Origin of the sequence: Bradyrhizobium sp. AUGA SZCCT0176, assembly GCF_018130145.1 — a bacterium.
In the GTDB taxonomy this organism is placed as follows: domain Bacteria; phylum Pseudomonadota; class Alphaproteobacteria; order Rhizobiales; family Xanthobacteraceae; genus Bradyrhizobium.
Genome location: NZ_JAFCMB010000005.1, coordinates 18,194 through 32,343, shown reverse-complemented (window position 1 = coordinate 32,343; position 14,150 = coordinate 18,194). Strand labels below are relative to the sequence as shown.

At 62.4% G+C, this 14,150-nt stretch carries 14 protein-coding genes; 3 read left to right on the top strand and 11 right to left on the bottom strand.

The annotated features are described in order from the left end of the window. Positions 1–88: 88 nt before the first annotated feature. Together JQ600_RS14050 and JQ600_RS14045 are read right to left on the bottom strand one after the other, a co-directional pair. A complete protein-coding gene (locus JQ600_RS14050) occupies positions 89–1,282 on the bottom strand; it encodes an efflux RND transporter periplasmic adaptor subunit (RefSeq protein ID WP_212268481.1) in 1,194 nt (397 codons plus the stop codon). Between the two features lies 1 nt (position 1,283). Continuing rightward, on the bottom strand, positions 1,284–1,985 hold the full coding sequence (locus tag JQ600_RS14045; protein WP_212268483.1) for a TetR/AcrR family transcriptional regulator: 702 nt from the start codon (positions 1,983–1,985) through the stop codon (positions 1,284–1,286). Positions 1,986–2,321: 336 nt separating this feature from the next. Here JQ600_RS14045 and JQ600_RS14040 point away from each other — a divergent pair, with 336 nt between their 5' ends. Further along, entirely contained in the window at positions 2,322–3,560 is a 1,239-nt protein-coding gene (locus tag JQ600_RS14040) for a cytochrome P450 (RefSeq protein WP_212385804.1), read from the top strand. A 12-nt stretch (positions 3,561–3,572) separates the two neighbouring features. Here the strand turns inward: JQ600_RS14040 and JQ600_RS14035 are convergent, their stop codons facing one another. Continuing rightward, positions 3,573–3,764 carry a hypothetical protein gene (locus JQ600_RS14035; RefSeq protein ID WP_211997564.1) on the bottom strand — a complete coding sequence of 64 codons (192 nt, stop codon included), beginning with the start codon at positions 3,762–3,764 and terminating at the stop codon, positions 3,573–3,575. Positions 3,765–3,954: 190 nt separating this feature from the next. Between JQ600_RS14035 and JQ600_RS14030 the strand changes: the two genes are divergently transcribed. Together JQ600_RS14030 and JQ600_RS14025 are read left to right on the top strand one after the other, a co-directional pair. Continuing rightward, complete coding sequence (locus JQ600_RS14030; protein WP_192737226.1) at positions 3,955–4,092, top strand: hypothetical protein; 138 nt, start codon at positions 3,955–3,957, stop codon at positions 4,090–4,092. 194 nt (positions 4,093–4,286) lie between these two features. Next, positions 4,287–4,775, top strand: a complete 489-nt coding sequence (locus tag JQ600_RS14025) for a hypothetical protein (protein ID WP_212268487.1) — start codon at positions 4,287–4,289, stop codon at positions 4,773–4,775. Positions 4,776–4,918: 143 nt separating this feature from the next. Here JQ600_RS14025 and JQ600_RS14020 read toward each other — a convergent pair whose 3' ends face one another. The 8 genes from JQ600_RS14020 to JQ600_RS13985 all read right to left on the bottom strand — a co-directional run bounded on the left by JQ600_RS14020 (position 4,919) and on the right by JQ600_RS13985 (position 14,016). Further along, the gene (locus JQ600_RS14020) at positions 4,919–5,782 is read right to left on the bottom strand and encodes a sugar phosphate isomerase/epimerase (protein ID WP_212268489.1); all 864 of its coding nucleotides are present in this window, start codon (positions 5,780–5,782) and stop codon (positions 4,919–4,921) included. After that, on the bottom strand, positions 5,782–6,975 hold the full coding sequence (locus JQ600_RS14015; protein ID WP_212385805.1) for a dihydrodipicolinate synthase family protein: 1,194 nt from the start codon (positions 6,973–6,975) through the stop codon (positions 5,782–5,784). Before JQ600_RS14015 ends, JQ600_RS14020 begins: the two co-directional genes overlap by 1 nt. Positions 6,976–6,984: 9 nt before the next feature. Beyond that, on the bottom strand, positions 6,985–8,136 hold the full coding sequence (locus tag JQ600_RS14010) for a Gfo/Idh/MocA family protein (RefSeq protein WP_212385806.1): 1,152 nt from the start codon (positions 8,134–8,136) through the stop codon (positions 6,985–6,987). Continuing rightward, positions 8,133–9,536: a hypothetical protein gene (locus JQ600_RS14005; protein WP_212385807.1), complete on the bottom strand. Its 1,404-nt coding sequence runs from the start codon at positions 9,534–9,536 to the stop codon at positions 8,133–8,135. The genes JQ600_RS14010 and JQ600_RS14005 overlap by 4 nt, the downstream gene beginning before the upstream one ends. Before the next feature lie 9 nt (positions 9,537–9,545). Continuing rightward, positions 9,546–10,394, bottom strand: a complete 849-nt coding sequence (locus tag JQ600_RS14000) for an ABC transporter ATP-binding protein (protein ID WP_212385808.1) — start codon at positions 10,392–10,394, stop codon at positions 9,546–9,548. Positions 10,395–10,568: 174 nt separating this feature from the next. Then, positions 10,569–11,564 (bottom strand): ABC transporter substrate-binding protein, encoded by a 996-nt coding sequence (locus tag JQ600_RS13995; RefSeq protein ID WP_192737219.1) that lies wholly within the window; start codon positions 11,562–11,564, stop codon positions 10,569–10,571. A gap of 63 nt (positions 11,565–11,627) precedes the next feature. Further along, positions 11,628–12,437 carry an ABC transporter permease gene (locus tag JQ600_RS13990; protein ID WP_212268505.1) on the bottom strand — a complete coding sequence of 270 codons (810 nt, stop codon included), beginning with the start codon at positions 12,435–12,437 and terminating at the stop codon, positions 11,628–11,630. A gap of 871 nt (positions 12,438–13,308) precedes the next feature. After that, the gene (locus JQ600_RS13985) at positions 13,309–14,016 is read right to left on the bottom strand and encodes a TetR/AcrR family transcriptional regulator (protein WP_212392379.1); all 708 of its coding nucleotides are present in this window, start codon (positions 14,014–14,016) and stop codon (positions 13,309–13,311) included. Positions 14,017–14,150 lie beyond the last annotated feature (134 nt).

Here is a 14,150-nt window from a genome sequence, read left to right as displayed (position 1 = left end):
ATCCAGTTCAAACATGTGGGCACGGTCCCTTCACGAGACCGATGCCTGAATCCTGATGTTGCAAACGCGGCCTTCGGCCCCGTCACGTTCAATAGCGCGGCGGCTTCGCCGGAATCACAGGCGCCGGATCGGCCGAAATCGTCACCGCGGCACCCGATTGCAGCTTGAGCTGTCCGACCGCAACGACACGATCGCCGGACTTCAGCCCTTTCAGGATCTCGGCACGCCCGTCGATGCGGTTGCCGGTCTGCACGAAGGTGCGCACCGCCGTCAGGCTGGTCTTGCCGTCATCCTCTTTCTTCTCGGTGAGGAGATAGACGGAGTCGCCATACAGCGTGTAGTCGACCGCGGTTTCGGGAATGGTGACGACCGGCGGCTTGTCCGGCAGCACCACGGTGGTGGTCGCGAACATGCCCGGCTTGAGGATGCGGTCCGGGTTGTCGATCGTCGCCTGCACGCGAATGTTGCGCGTGTCGGTAGCGATCTGCGGCTCGATGGTCGTGATCTTGCCCTCGAACTTGCGGCCCGGATAGGCGTCGACCGCGATACGAACGATCTGTCCGACCTTGAGCGCGCCGCTGTCCTTTTCCGTCACGGTGAAGTTGGCATAGAGCCGCGACAGATCGGTCAACGAAACGATCTGCGTTCCCGCCGTCAGATACTGACCGACCTCGACCCTGCGAACGCCGAGTTCGCCGTCGAACGGGGCCCGCACCTGCTTTTGCGAGATGATGGCCTGGGTCTTGGCGATGCCGGCATTGGCCTGGTCAAACGCCGATTGCGCCTGGTCGACGGTTGCCTGCGGCCCGAATTGGCGGCTTGCCAGTTGCTTGGCGCGCTCGAGCGAGAGCTGCGCCATCGTCGCCTGCGCCTTGAAGCTGGCGAGGTCGGCCTGCTCGGGACCATCGAACAACTGCACCAGCGGGGTGCCTTCCTTCACGGCAGCACCCGCGGTGAACATGATCTCGGTAATACGGCCGTTCAAATCCGAGGTGACATTGACCTGATGCACGGCGGCGAGATCGCCGACCGCGGTCAACAGGTTCGGTATGACCTCGGACTTCGCGTCGGCAACGCTGACGCTGGTCGGCGGCGGTTTGTTGTTCGCGAAGAACTGCGCGATCATCTTGCCGCGGAAATAATTGAACCAGACCAGGCCGCCGACCAGCAGGCTCAGCAACAGCCCGACGACGATGAACCAGCGCACCATCCGGACCGGACGCTTGCGCGCCTTGTCGCCGATCGGCTGACCCTTGAGGTGGCTTTCGGTTACGATATTCATTTCATGCACTTTCTGCAGTTACCGATTGTCCCGAATTCGGCGACGGCTCGTGGTCCAAATGCGTAGCAATTGCGGCTTCGTTGAGTCCGATGCCGCGAAGGATGAATTGGCAAAGCTGCCGTTCGAGATCGGCGGCGTTGCCATAAGTAAGAACAGGCACCGCCGGAAGCCGCGACAGCGCGGCCATCAGCACGGTGTGGTGCGCAAACCAGAACAGGTTGAGCGGTTCATCGCCGATCTTCGACGCATCGCCGGCCGCCACGGCGCTTTCGAGCGATGCCGTGAACACGGTGCCGATCAGATCGCTGACCTTGGCGTAAAGCAGCCGCGCGAATTCACCGTCGTCGAGATGGCTCGTCGTCATCAGCCGCAGCCGCTGCGCCTCTTCCTCGTCGGGGCCGTCGGAGATCTGCATGAAGTGCCCGACCATGCCCTTGATCAGTTCAACCAGCGTCGCGGTCGAGGGCGCCTGGCCTAGCAGATGGGCCAGATCCGGATCGGCCTCGCACTCCTCCGCCAGGATTTCCGCATAGAGCGCCGCCTTGGATGGGAAGTGCTTGAACAGCAGCCCTTCCGAAATGGCAGCAGCCGCCGCCACGCTCTTGGTCGTGGTGCCGGCAAAGCCGTTGCGGGCGAAGCACCGCTTGGCGGCGCTCAATATCAATTGACGCCGTAAATCACTCGTCATGCGAAGGCTGGACATGGGCGTGTGAGTAATCACTCACCTTGACCAAGTCAAGGATTTATTGCAGCGCAAACCGGACATTTCGACCTAAATCGGCTGCAATCCAAGGCCCCTCGGGTGTTCTCTCCCGGGGGGCATCGGCGCCGGAATGCATTTGCCTGTCAGGGTGCATATCAGACAGGACTGTAGACCGCAGGCCGCCTGACAAGAGCGCCTAAGCCGCCTACCCGCTTCAATTTGAGTTGACCCGGACCCGGGGACGGAGTTTAAATTAGTTGCAGATGCGACTAATTTAATGCACGCGACCTCGCTGGGCTTCACACCTTCTCTGTCTCGCAAAGAGCATGACGCGCCATGAACTGGGATGCACGGGAGCTGTCGGCGAATTTCGACCTGGAGAAACTGACGCCGGAATTCTATGCCAACCCTTATCCGACCTATCGGGCCCTGCGCGAGAACGAGCCCGTCAAGCGGCTGCCGAACGGCTGCTACTTCCTGACCCGCTATGACGATCTGGTCGCCGCCTACAAGGCGACCAAGGTGTTCTCGTCCGACAAGAAAAAGGAGTTTGCGCCGAAATACGGCGACAGCCTGCTCTACGAGCACCACACCACCAGCCTCGTCTTCAACGATCCCCCCGCCCACACCAGGGTGCGGCGGCTGATCATGGGCGCGCTGTCACCGCGCGCGATCGCGGAGATGGAGCCCGATTTGATCAGGCTGATCGACCGCCTGCTCGACGGCCTCGCCGCCAGGGGCGACGTCGAACTGATCGAGGATTTCGCCTCCGCCATCCCGATCCAGGTGATCGGCAATCTGCTCGACGTGCCGATGGAGGAGCGCGAGCCGCTGCGCGACTGGTCGCTCGCCATCCTCGGCGCGCTGGAGCCCGTGATCAGTCCGGAGGCGTTTGCGCGCGGCAACAAGGCGGTGAAGGATTTTCTTGGCTATCTCGAAATCCTGGTCGAGCGGCGGCGCGCAAAACCCGGCAACCCCGAACGCGACGTGCTGACACGCCTCATTCAGGGTGAGGACAATGGCGAGCGGCTGACCTCGAAGGAACTGCTGCACAATTGCATCTTCCTGCTCAATGCCGGCCATGAAACCACCACCAATTTGATCGGCAACGGGCTGGTGGCGCTGTCGCATTACCCGCACCAGAAGGCGCGGCTGATCGAAAACCCCGCCCTGATCAAGACCGCGGTCGAGGAGATGCTGCGCTTCGAAAGCTCAAACCAGCTCGGCAACCGCATGACGGTCGAGCCGGTCGAACTCGGCGGCATCGCAATGCCATCAGGCACGCCGGTGACGCTGTGCATCGGCGCCGCCAACCGCGATCCGCAGCAGTTCGCCGACCCTGAAAACCTCGATATCGGCCGCACGCCGAACCGGCATCTCGCCTTCGGCACCGGTGCGCATCAATGTGCCGGCATGGCGCTGGCGCGGTTAGAGGGCGCGATCGCGATCTCGCGCTTCCTGGCGCGGTTTCCGGACTATGCGCTGAACGGCGAGCCGGTGCGCGGCGGCCGCGTCCGCTTCCGCGGATTTCTGAGCGTGCCGTGCCAGGTCGGCGAAAGCACGCGGGCGTCGTAGGCGGCAGCCTGCTTACGCCGTCGCCGGCTCTCCAGCGATCGCGCGGTCGATCGCATCGATCAGCACCTGCATCTCCAGGAATTTGGCGCGCGCCCGCTCGGCCTTGTCGCGGTCGAACGGCGCCGCGAGCACCTTGGCGTGCGCATCGCGGTCTTCGAGCATGCGATCCCTCGCCTTCTTCAAATTGTCCAGTCGGTCGCTCATGCGGGCTCGCTTTGCTGTTGGCTGTATCCGGCTCTGCCAGGGATTCGCGGCGTGACCATAGGGCATGGCAAGGCCAATGGACCCAAATTAAATCAGCTTTCGGACGATCGCCCTGTATCTATCCTTCGCCAAGTTGCTACCCTCGCCCGGCACGATGCTTTCGAAGCATCAACTCCAGGGAGTGACCGGCATGGCCAAGGGCGAGCAAAAGAACAATCGCGAGGCGAAGAAGCCCAAGAAGGAAAAGATCAAGACGATCGCGGCGGCGCCGAGCCAGAAGGGCGTCGGAAGCCTGCAGTCGGGTTTTGGCTCGGGCAAAAAGAAATAGTCAGCAAGGCTGTCTGACAAGCTTCGGTGTTGGACCGATCTTCCTCACCTGCACCTGCACCGGCGTCGGGGTTTGCGCCGCCCCGATCAGCGATTCCGGCCTCCACCGTCTTTGTCCTGGGCCGGTAATTAACCCCCGGTTTACCATGTTTGCGTACCTTTTTCGCACCGGCGTTTCGAAAAAGGGCCTCCCGTATGGCGTACCGCGCAAATCAGCAGCTTCGTGAGGACATCTGGGATTACCGCTACCCCTCCGCGCCCGCCCCGCTGCCCGACGAAGAAGAGAAAGTCGTCAGTTTTGCCCGGCAACCCGCGAAAGGACCCGGCACCACCGCGCTCAGCCTGATGCAGCAGGCCACTGAGATGTTCGAAGGCATCGAAAACCAGGCCCGCGAGACCGAAGCCCGCGCCCAGTCGTTGTGCAAGAGCGCCACCGAGCGGCTGCGGCTGGCCGAAAAGCAACGCGACGCTTCCGAGCGCGCGCGACGCGAACTGATCAATGATTTCAATGCCCGGCTCGAGGAAATGGCGAAAGCCATGCAGCGGGCCGAAAAGCGTATCGTAAGCGCCGAGGATCATGCGATCGGAGCCGAGTTCCGCGCGCAGGCCGCCGAGGCCCAGCTTCACAAAGCCAACCGCGAACTCGCCGCCATCGAGGACATGATCCGCAAGCGGCTTGTTTGAGATACTCTCCGCCGTCGTCCCGGCGAAGGCCGGGACCCATAACCACAGGCTTTCGTGGTTAGACCAGCTGGCATTCCAGCCACCCTCCTCAACAATCAACATCGGTGGCTATGGGTCCCGGCCTTCGCCGGGACGACATAAACCTAAACCACCGACCGGTGCCGTTCGATGCAGGTCAGCAGCACCTCATCCATCGGCTTGCGCCACCACTCCTCCGAAAAAATCTCGATCTCGGAATACCCTTCAAAGCCCTGCGCCTCGACGGCTGCACGCACCGATTTGATGTCGATGACGCCGTCACCCATCATGCCGCGGTCGTTGAGGATGTCCTTGGTCGGCACCAGCCAGTCGCAGACGTGGAACGCCAACAGGCGGTCCTTGCCGGCGCGCGCGATCTGCGGCAGCAATTCCGGATCCCACCAGATGTGATAGACGTCGAGCGCGACGCCGAGCGCGCCTGATCGTTTCGGATCGAGCGCGTCGCAAATATCGAGCGCCTGCTTTGTCGTATTGACGCAGGCTCGGTCGCCAGCATAGGCGGGATGCAGCGGCTCGATCGCCAGCGGCATGTTTGCGCTTCTCGCATAGTCCAACATCTCGGCGATGCCGTCCTGCACCTGGCTGCGGGCTGCCAGGATATCCTTTGAGACCGCACTGCCCGGCCGCGAATATTGCGGTAGTCCGCCGACGACCAGCACGATGCAGGGCGCGCCCAGCGCCTTGGCCTCGTCGACGGCGCGGCGGTTGTCGTCGCGCGCCTCGATGCGACGGGCAGCATCCGCCGTGAACATGCCGCCGCGGCAATAGCCGGTCAATTCCAGCCCGGCATCGCGCACCGCCCGCGCGGCACGCTCGAGGCCGACGGCGGCGACCTGATCGCGCCACGGATCGATGGCGCGGATGCCATGCCGCGCGCAGGCCTCGATGATCGCGATGAGGTCGCCCTGCTTGCGGACCGTTGCCGTGTTCAGCGACAGCCAGCGATGGTCTTTCGAAAAATCCCGCATCAGGCCTCAACGCCGCGTGTCGCGAGCACGGTCTTCATCCGCCGTGTTGCCAGTTCCGGATTGGCGAGCAGGCCCGCCTGGTCGGCCAACCTGAACAGTTCGGCCAGATGCAGCGTCGAGCGCGTGCTCTCCTGCCCACCCACCATGGTGAAATGGTCCTGGTGGCCGTTGAGATAGGCCATGAACACGATTCCCGTTTTGTAGAACCGGGTCGGCGCCTTGAAGATATGCCGCGACAGCGGCACCGTCGGCCCGAGCACGTCGTGAAAGCCGGCCTCATCGCCGGCCGCCAGCCGCGACAATGCGTAGGACGCCGCCGGCGCAATCGCATCGAAGATGCCGAGCAGCGCGTGCGAAAAGCCCTTGTCGTCGCCGGCGATCAGTTCGGCATAGTTGAAATCGTCGCCGGTATACATTTTTACATTCTTGTCGAGCCGGCGGCGCATGTCGATCTCGCGCTGCTTGTCGAGCAGCGAAACCTTGACGCCATTAACCTTGGCGGCGTTGGCGTTGATGATGCCGACCGCGATGTCCATGGCCTCATCGAGGCTCGAGGTGCCCCAATAATTTGCCAGCGCCGGGTCGAACATGTCGCCGAGCCAATGAATGATCACGGGCTCGCGGACTTGCGACAGCACGCGATTGTACACCTTGGCGTAATCGTCGGCATTGCGGCCGATCTTCGCCAGCGCGCGCGAGGCCATCAGGATGATGCGCCCGCCGGCTTTCTCGACCGCCGCGATCTGCTCCTCATAGGCGCGGATCACGTCGTCGATACTCTCAGCATCCTCGACCGCGAGGTGGTCGGTGCCGGCGCCGGAGAACACCAGCGCATTGCTCCTCGCCCTGGCAGCCCTCACCGAGCGCTGGATCAATTCCAGCGAGGTCGGCCAGTCCAGCCCCATGCCGCGCTGCGCGGTGTCCATCGACTCGGCAACGCCGAGACCGAGGTCCCAGATGTGTTCGCGGAACGCGATGGTCTTGTCCCAATCGATCGCCGCCGTCAGCCACGGATCATTGTCGGCAAAGGGATCGGCGACCACATGCGCCGCCGAAAACGCCACGCGGTTCATTGTGCCTTCGAGCCGCGCCGGGAAAATCCGCGACGCCGCCAGGCGATAGGTTTCGATGCTGCGGTTCGCGGTCGGCAGTTTCAGCGACAGCGACGAGACAGGCATTACCGGCTTGTTCATGGCTTCACCTCACACCTTGATCGGAGCGACGTCGATCCAGCGCCGTTCGCGCCAGCTCTGCAAGGCGCATTCCGCGAGCTGCACGCCCTTGGCGCCTTCCAGCAGCGTATACTTGTAGGGCGCGTCCTCGCAAACGTGCCGAATGAACATTTCCCACTGCTCCTTGAAGCCGTTGTCGTAGACGACGTTCTCGGGGAGCGTCTGCCAATCGGCATAGAAATCATGCGTGCGCTTCTCGTCCGGATTCCACACCGGCCGTGGCGTCGCCTGCCGCGCCTGAATGACGCAATCGGTCAGCCCCGCGACCGCCGAGCCATGGGTGCCGTCGACCTGGAAGGTGACGAGATCGTCGCGATAGACCCGCGTCACCCAGGACATGTTGATGTGCGCGATCACCCCGCCCTTGAGGCGGAAGGTGGCGTAGGCGGAATCGTCGGCGGTCGCCTTGTATTGCTTGTTCTTCTCGTCGAAACGTTCGGGAATGTCCGTGGTGCCGGTGCAGCTCACGCTCTCGACCTCGCCGAAGAGATTGTCGAGCACGTAACGCCAGTGGCAGACCATGTCGAGGATGATGCCGCCGCCGTCCTCGCTGCGGTAATTCCAGGACGGCCGCTGCGCCTCCTGCCAGCCGCCTTCGAACACCCAATAGCCGAACTCGCCGCGCACCGAGAGCATGCGGCCGAAGAAGCCGGAGTCGCGCAGGAAGGCGAGCTTCTTGAGGCCCGGGAGGAACAGCTTGTCCTGCACCGTGCCGTGCTTGACGCCTTTTGCAGCAGCGAGGCGCAGCACCGCAACGGCCTCCTCGAGATTGGTCGCGATCGGCTTTTCGCAATAGACGTGCTTGCCGGCATTGATCGCCTTGGTCAGCAGCGTGGGCCGCGCCTGCGTGGTCGCAGCATCGAAGAAGATGGTGTCATTCTTGTCGGCCAGCGCCTTGTCGAGGTCGGTGGACCAGCGCTCGACGTTGAAGCGCTTGGCGAGACGCTCCACTTTATCTGCATCACGGCCGATCAGGATCGGGTCCGGCATCATGCGGTCACCATTGCCAAGCACCACGCCGCCCTGGTCGCGGATCGCGACGATGGAGCGGATCAGATGCTGGTTGAGCCCCATGCGGCCGGTCACACCGTTCATGATCAGGCCGAGGCGTTTGGTCGTCATATCGCTTGCTCCCTTGGAATGCGTGGCTTTGGCCGCTCCAGCGGCGACATCGCGGACCAGCCCGGATGCACTGACGTGGCAAAGCCTGGTGTCGTCAGCGATCCCGTCAGGAGATCGCCGTCATGGATCGCGAGGCGGATTTTCTTGCCGTCGCGTAAATAGAGATCAGGATGGGCGGTTAGAAACGCTTCCGCCTCAGGAGCGGGCGTATCACCAAACCCATCAACATAATGATGGCCGTTGCGCTCGGCGTGGGTGACGCCGATCAGCGCGCCAAGCGCCAGATCCTGCTGCACGGCTAGCCCGGCCTGACAGGTCAGGTCCTCGCCGGCGATAAAGGCCTTGTCGCCATCCGCGCTCCATTTGGCGGCGCGGGTCGCGTTGATGACCGATTTGTAGATGCCCTTGCAGGATTTCGAGGAGATGCCGCGATAGCCCAGCGCGCGCGCCGCGGGGAACGCGTCATAGGAATCATCGGCCTCATCGACGATGAAGTCGCGGCTGGCGAGCGCGCGGAGCGGCGACTGCCGCGTGATATCGCGCGGCATCGGCTGCTCGATATAGAGCAGTCGTGATGCGATCGGCTTCAGGGCACCGTCGCGGTCGAGGCGCTCGACCAGCGCGCCCAGCACGCTGAGATCGGCATATTGCTCGTTGGCATCCAGCGTGACGCTGTAATCATACGGCAGCGTGGCAAGTTCTCTGCCGATGCGGGTCAGGCGCTCCGCATCATGGACGGGATCGCCATTGAGCTTGAGCTTGAAGTATCGTGCGCCGGAATTTTCCCTGACATCGGCAACACCGCCCTCGCCTTCGACATGATCATCCATGCCGACCGTATGCCGGATCGCGACGCGCGCCAGCCGCTGACGGCGGACAAGGAAGCGCGAAACATCTTCATCGCCGAGGTCGCGCGACAGCCGCGCATCGACGCCGGCGATATTATCAGCCATGCCGTCAAAGAAGTTGGCGCCGGTCGCGCGCAGCAGCGCGTCGAGGATCGCCTTGTCGATTTCGGCAGGGCCATAGGCGGCCGCAAGCGGCGGGATGTCTTCCTTGGCGCAAGCGGCGATCTGCGAACCGATGCAGGCCGCATGCAGGCCGAACGCGGTCTCGTAGCCCGATTGCGCCAGATAGAGTTCGCGCGCGATCAGCAGCGAGCGCCGCAACTCCGTGATCGTCTCCTGTGGTGAGAGATGCGGCCGCTTGTCGAACCATTTTGCCACGAGAAACTCGGCACTTGCACCTGTCGCCTTGCCTTTTCCCTCAACCTCGATCTCGACCCGCACGAACATCTGCGGCGTCGCGTTGATGACGACGGCGCCGAACCGGAACGGCCGGGCAAAAGTCACCGGGCGTTCAAAGAAAGCGATATCTCGGACGGTCAGACGTGGCGGCATCAGCCCGGCTCAATCCAGCGCGCTTTGGGTGAAGAAGTGCTTTCGAATTCGCTGCACAAGTTCGGTGAAGGCGGGATCGGCCATCGCGTCAAGCGAACGCGGGCGCGGCAGCGGCACGTCATAGATCGCCGCGATCGCGCCGGGGCGCTCGGTCATGACCAGCACGCGGTCAGCGAGGAACACCGCTTCCGGTATTGAATGCGTAATCAGCAGCACGGTCTTGCCGGTCTCGCGCTGGATCCGCATCAGCTCGACATTCATCTTCTCGCGCGTCATGGCGTCGAGCGCGCCGAACGGCTCGTCCATCAGCATGATTTTTGGATCATGCACCAGCGCCCGGCAGATCGAGGCCCGCTGCTGCATGCCGCCCGAAAGCTGCCAGGGCAGCTTCTTCTCAAAGCCTTCGAGCCCGACCATCTTGAGCAGCGCCTTGGCGCGCACGAGATATTCCTCGCGCGGCAGCTGCTTCATGTCGATCGGCAGCATCACATTGCCGAGGATATTGCGCCATGGCAGCAGCAGCGCGTTCTGGAACACGATGCCGACATTGCCGTGCGGTTTTGTCACCTGTTCGCCTTCGACCAGGATTTCACCGGTCGAGGGCGCCAGCAGGCCCGAAATCATCTTGAGAAGCGTGGACTTGCCGCAGCCGGACGGGCCGACCACGACAAAGAACTCGCCCTCGTTGATATGAAAATCCAGCGGCTTCAGCGACGGCACATCGCCGTCGCGCGACCGATAGGTCTTCGACACGCCCGACAGCGTGATCCCCGGCGTGCCGGCGCCTGCCCGATCGGACACCAGGCGCAGATGCGCAGCGGGCTGATCGGGGTTGGTTGCTTTGGTCGCTGCGCTCATTCAGTTTCCCTCCACCCGTCGTCCCTGCGAACGCAGGGACCCATACGCCGTGCCCTTTCGTTCGGGCACGGAGGTAGAGACCTTCTGCAACAACGCAGGCCGGTGGCTATGGGTCCCTGCTCCGTGCGCAACCGCGCACTCGGCAGGGACGACGATGGATGTGTCATCAATGGCTCAAGATCCACCCTTCGGCAGATAATCATTGGTATAAAACGCCTTCGGATTGTCCTTGGCCTTGGCTTCGAGGCCGCCATACTCGACCATCAGATTGACCGTGTCGGTCATGTTCTGGTCGGTGACCTCGAACGGCCGCTTGCCCTTGGTTTCGGCCGTGCGGTAGAGCGGGATGGTCAGCTCAAAGCCTTGCGTCAGCGTTTCGATCTTGCCGCCCTTGGGGTTGGCGTCGAGGATCGATTGCGCCGCGGCCTTCGGCTCCTTCTCGGCGGCTTCGACGGCCTTGGTCGTCGCCGACATGAAGCGCTTGACGAGGTCGGCATTGGCCTTGACGAACTCGGTGTTGGCGACGACGCCCGAGCAGACCATGTTGATGCCGTAGTCGGCGAACTTGATCGCGTTGACGTCCTTGCCGGTGGCGTCCTTGATCTTCATCGACTGGTCCATGACGTAACCCAGCAGGAGGTCAGCCTGGCCGTTGATGACGGCGTTGAGCTTGGTCTGGCCGTCACCGGCCACCGTCTGGAAATCGCTTTCCTTCAGGCCGGTCTTCTTCAGGAACAGCGGCCAGATCTGGGTCATGGAATCGGCGGGCGTGATCGCCACCGTCTTGCCCTTGATGTCTTCGGGCTTCTTGATGTTCTTCTCGACGAAACCCATCGCCGACATCGGGCTGGTCTGCAGCAGCACGCCGGTAGCGACGATCGGCGCGCCCTTGACCGCCGCGCGCATCATGGTTGGCACGTCGACATAGCCGAAATTGGCGGTCTTGGCCGCAACCGCCTGCGTGGTCGCCGCCGAACCGCGGCCTTCCTGAATTTCGAGATCGATGCCTTCGGCGGCATAGATGCCCTTGGCCTTGCCGTAATAGAACGGCGCATGCTCGCCATAGACGTACCAGTTCAGCATCAGCACCACCTTGTCGGCGGCGGATGCGGGGACTGCCAGCGCAGCCCAGATCAGCGCGGCCGAAACCGCTGTCATCGCTCGTATCATTGTCGTCCTCCCGTTGGTGTTGGCTTGCGGTCCTTGGGTGAACCGATTTTTTTGGGTTACAGTTTACGAAGCAAAGATGATGTCCTCGCGCTGGCTGACATGCCAGGGAATGACGAGGCTTTCGATCCGGTCGACGATCCAGAACAGGATCACGCCCAGCAGCGCGAGAATCACCAGCGCGGCGAACATCGTCGGCAAATCGAAGGTGCCGATCGAGCGCTGCAGCACATAGCCAATGCCGGAATTGGAACCGACAAATTCGCCGACCACCGCGCCGACCACAGCCAGCGTGATCGACACTTTCAATCCGGAGAAGATCGCCGGCATCGCATGCGGCAGGTTGACGGCGCAGAATACCCTAAAGCGGCTGCCCTGCATCGCGCGCGCCAGATCGACCATGTCAGGATCGACCGATTTGAAGCCCTGCACCGCCGACACCACGACCGGGAAGAAGCCCAGCAGAAACGCCGAGATCACTTTCGGGATGATGCCGAAGCCGAACCAGACCACGAACAGCGGCGCGATCGCGATCTTGGGCACGGACTGGGAGAACACCAGCAGCGGATAGACGTAGCTTTCCACCGTCTTCGATCCCGCGATCAGCATGGCGACGGGAATGCCGAACACGGCCGAGAGCAGGAACCCGCAAATGGTGGCGTAGGTGGTGGGCCAGGCCTGCCGCAGCAGTTCCGGCCAATCGGTCCACAGCACGGCGACGACATCGCCGGGCGCCGGGATCTGGTAGGCGGGAATCCGGAACACGCGGATGGTCAGGTCCCAGATCACGACGATGAAAATAAGGAACAAAAACGGCCGCACCCACGCCGCGTTAAGCGCTTTGGTCACGCCGCTGGGGCCCTTCGGTTCGGCCACGTCTCGCTCCCTGATCAGGTTCTTGTCGGCGAGAAATTAACCCGTTGGATAAATACTGTCCAGTGGCATCCCTGTGACATTTTCTCCGTCATTCCGGGGCGCGCCAAGCGCGAACCTGGAATCCATCAAGCCGCATGCGCCGCCGCCCAATGGATTCCGGGCTCGCCGCGTTGCAGCGCCCGGAATGACGGAGGGAGGTGCGACAAAATAGCCCGACAGGCAAATCAGTTCCGATTATCGGAAATCATGTCAAGCCTCGAAATAAAAAATATTTCTGTTTACCAGAAGGCAAATCAGGTGCATATGTTTGGCCATCCCGTCCTACTCAGAAGGGCGTCGGCCGTCGTCACGGACGTTGGGCGGGTTGCGGTGGACGCTGGTTTACGCCTCGACGACGGCGTGGATAAGCGTACGGCAAAACCGTGTGGTCCTGGCACCCGTTGCAGGTGGCAAGCTGTCGGGTAGGCGAGAGCTGAACGGCGGCGACGGAGTCAACCAAGAACTCGTCTCCGGGGAGAGCACGGCATAAGCCGTAAAGCCATTGCGCAGGGAAGGCCGGGTGTTCTCCGCTGCCCTGTATGCTCGTGTGCATTTTGTTTGTGCAAACCGCACGCGAGACCGCGGGTGCAGCGCGCACCCGGTCTTCCCTGCGCCCTCTCATTTTGGGGGCAAGGAATTTCTGGCAAAGCTCGGGCGCAATGCGTCGCGAGAATGCGAAGCTGTGTTTGCGATGACCCATCCACGTCGTCCCGGGCTTGACCCGAGACCCATACGCCGCGGCCCATCGGTGAGAGCGCAGACGTTAGACACCTTTCGCAAAATAACCGCCGCGGAGTATGGGTCCCGGCTCAAGGCCGGGACGACAAAAAGTTCACACAGGCTGATGCGCCGGAGCCCGCAATCCCGCCGCCTTGACCTTACCGAAATCCGCAGTGGATTTCCCCGTCAGGGCCGCCAGCACCAGCGCGACCATGTGGGCGAGGCGCTCGTCCCGCGCCTCCTTCTTCAGGAGGTCGCGGCCGAAAATCACGCTGAGCGTCGCGCTGTTCGACAGATAGAAGAAGCACAGACCGGCGATCGAGATATAGAGCTGGACCGGATCGACCGCGACGCGGAAGTCACCGCTTTCGACGCCGCGATTGACCACGGTGCGGATCATCTCGACGAACGGCGAGTGCATCGATTTGACCTTGGTCGAGCGCTTGAGGTGGCGCGCTTTGGCAAGGTTTTCCGTATTGAGCAGCGCCAGGAATTCCGGATTGCGGATGAAGTAGTTCCAGGTGAAATCGATCAGCCGTTCGATGGCTTCCGGCGGATCGAGATGTTCGAGATCGAGGCCGCGCTCCTCGGCGCGGATCTGCTCATAGGCGCCTTCGAGCACCTCGAGGTAGAGGTCCTCCTTGTTGCCGACGTGATAATACAGCATGCGCTTGTTGGCGCCGGCATTGGCCGCGATCCGGTCGACGCGCGCCCCGGCAAGGCCGTGGGCGGCGAATTCCTGCTTGGCGGCCTCGAGAATGCGAATCCGCATGCCCTCGGGGTCGCGCTGCCATTTCAGAACACGTTTTGCCTTTGCCAAATCAGTCGCTCAATGATCGCATGGATAGGATTTAGCACGCTATCCCCGTCATTGCGAGGAGCGTCAGCGACGACTTGTCCGCCGAAGCTCGAAGAGCGAAGGCGGAAGCAATCCATGTCTCGGCAAGTGGCGAC

What these genes read in the sequence shown, in the direction of transcription:
- JQ600_RS14050 (WP_212268481.1), bottom strand. Translation starts at nt 1,282, where the DNA reads ATGAATATCGTAACCGAAAGCCACCTCAAGGGTCAGCCGATCGGCGAC.
- JQ600_RS14045 (WP_212268483.1), bottom strand. Translation starts at nt 1,985, where the DNA reads ATGTCCAGCCTTCGCATGACGAGTGATTTACGGCGTCAATTGATATTG.
- JQ600_RS14040 (WP_212385804.1), top strand. Translation starts at nt 2,322, where the DNA reads ATGAACTGGGATGCACGGGAGCTGTCGGCGAATTTCGACCTGGAGAAA.
- JQ600_RS14035 (WP_211997564.1), bottom strand. Translation starts at nt 3,764, where the DNA reads ATGAGCGACCGACTGGACAATTTGAAGAAGGCGAGGGATCGCATGCTC.
- JQ600_RS14030 (WP_192737226.1), top strand. Translation starts at nt 3,955, where the DNA reads ATGGCCAAGGGCGAGCAAAAGAACAATCGCGAGGCGAAGAAGCCCAAG.
- JQ600_RS14025 (WP_212268487.1), top strand. Translation starts at nt 4,287, where the DNA reads ATGGCGTACCGCGCAAATCAGCAGCTTCGTGAGGACATCTGGGATTAC.
- JQ600_RS14020 (WP_212268489.1), bottom strand. Translation starts at nt 5,782, where the DNA reads ATGCGGGATTTTTCGAAAGACCATCGCTGGCTGTCGCTGAACACGGCA.
- JQ600_RS14015 (WP_212385805.1), bottom strand. Translation starts at nt 6,975, where the DNA reads ATGAACAAGCCGGTAATGCCTGTCTCGTCGCTGTCGCTGAAACTGCCG.
- JQ600_RS14010 (WP_212385806.1), bottom strand. Translation starts at nt 8,136, where the DNA reads ATGACGACCAAACGCCTCGGCCTGATCATGAACGGTGTGACCGGCCGC.
- JQ600_RS14005 (WP_212385807.1), bottom strand. Translation starts at nt 9,536, where the DNA reads ATGCCGCCACGTCTGACCGTCCGAGATATCGCTTTCTTTGAACGCCCG.
- JQ600_RS14000 (WP_212385808.1), bottom strand. Translation starts at nt 10,394, where the DNA reads ATGAGCGCAGCGACCAAAGCAACCAACCCCGATCAGCCCGCTGCGCAT.
- JQ600_RS13995 (WP_192737219.1), bottom strand. Translation starts at nt 11,564, where the DNA reads ATGATACGAGCGATGACAGCGGTTTCGGCCGCGCTGATCTGGGCTGCG.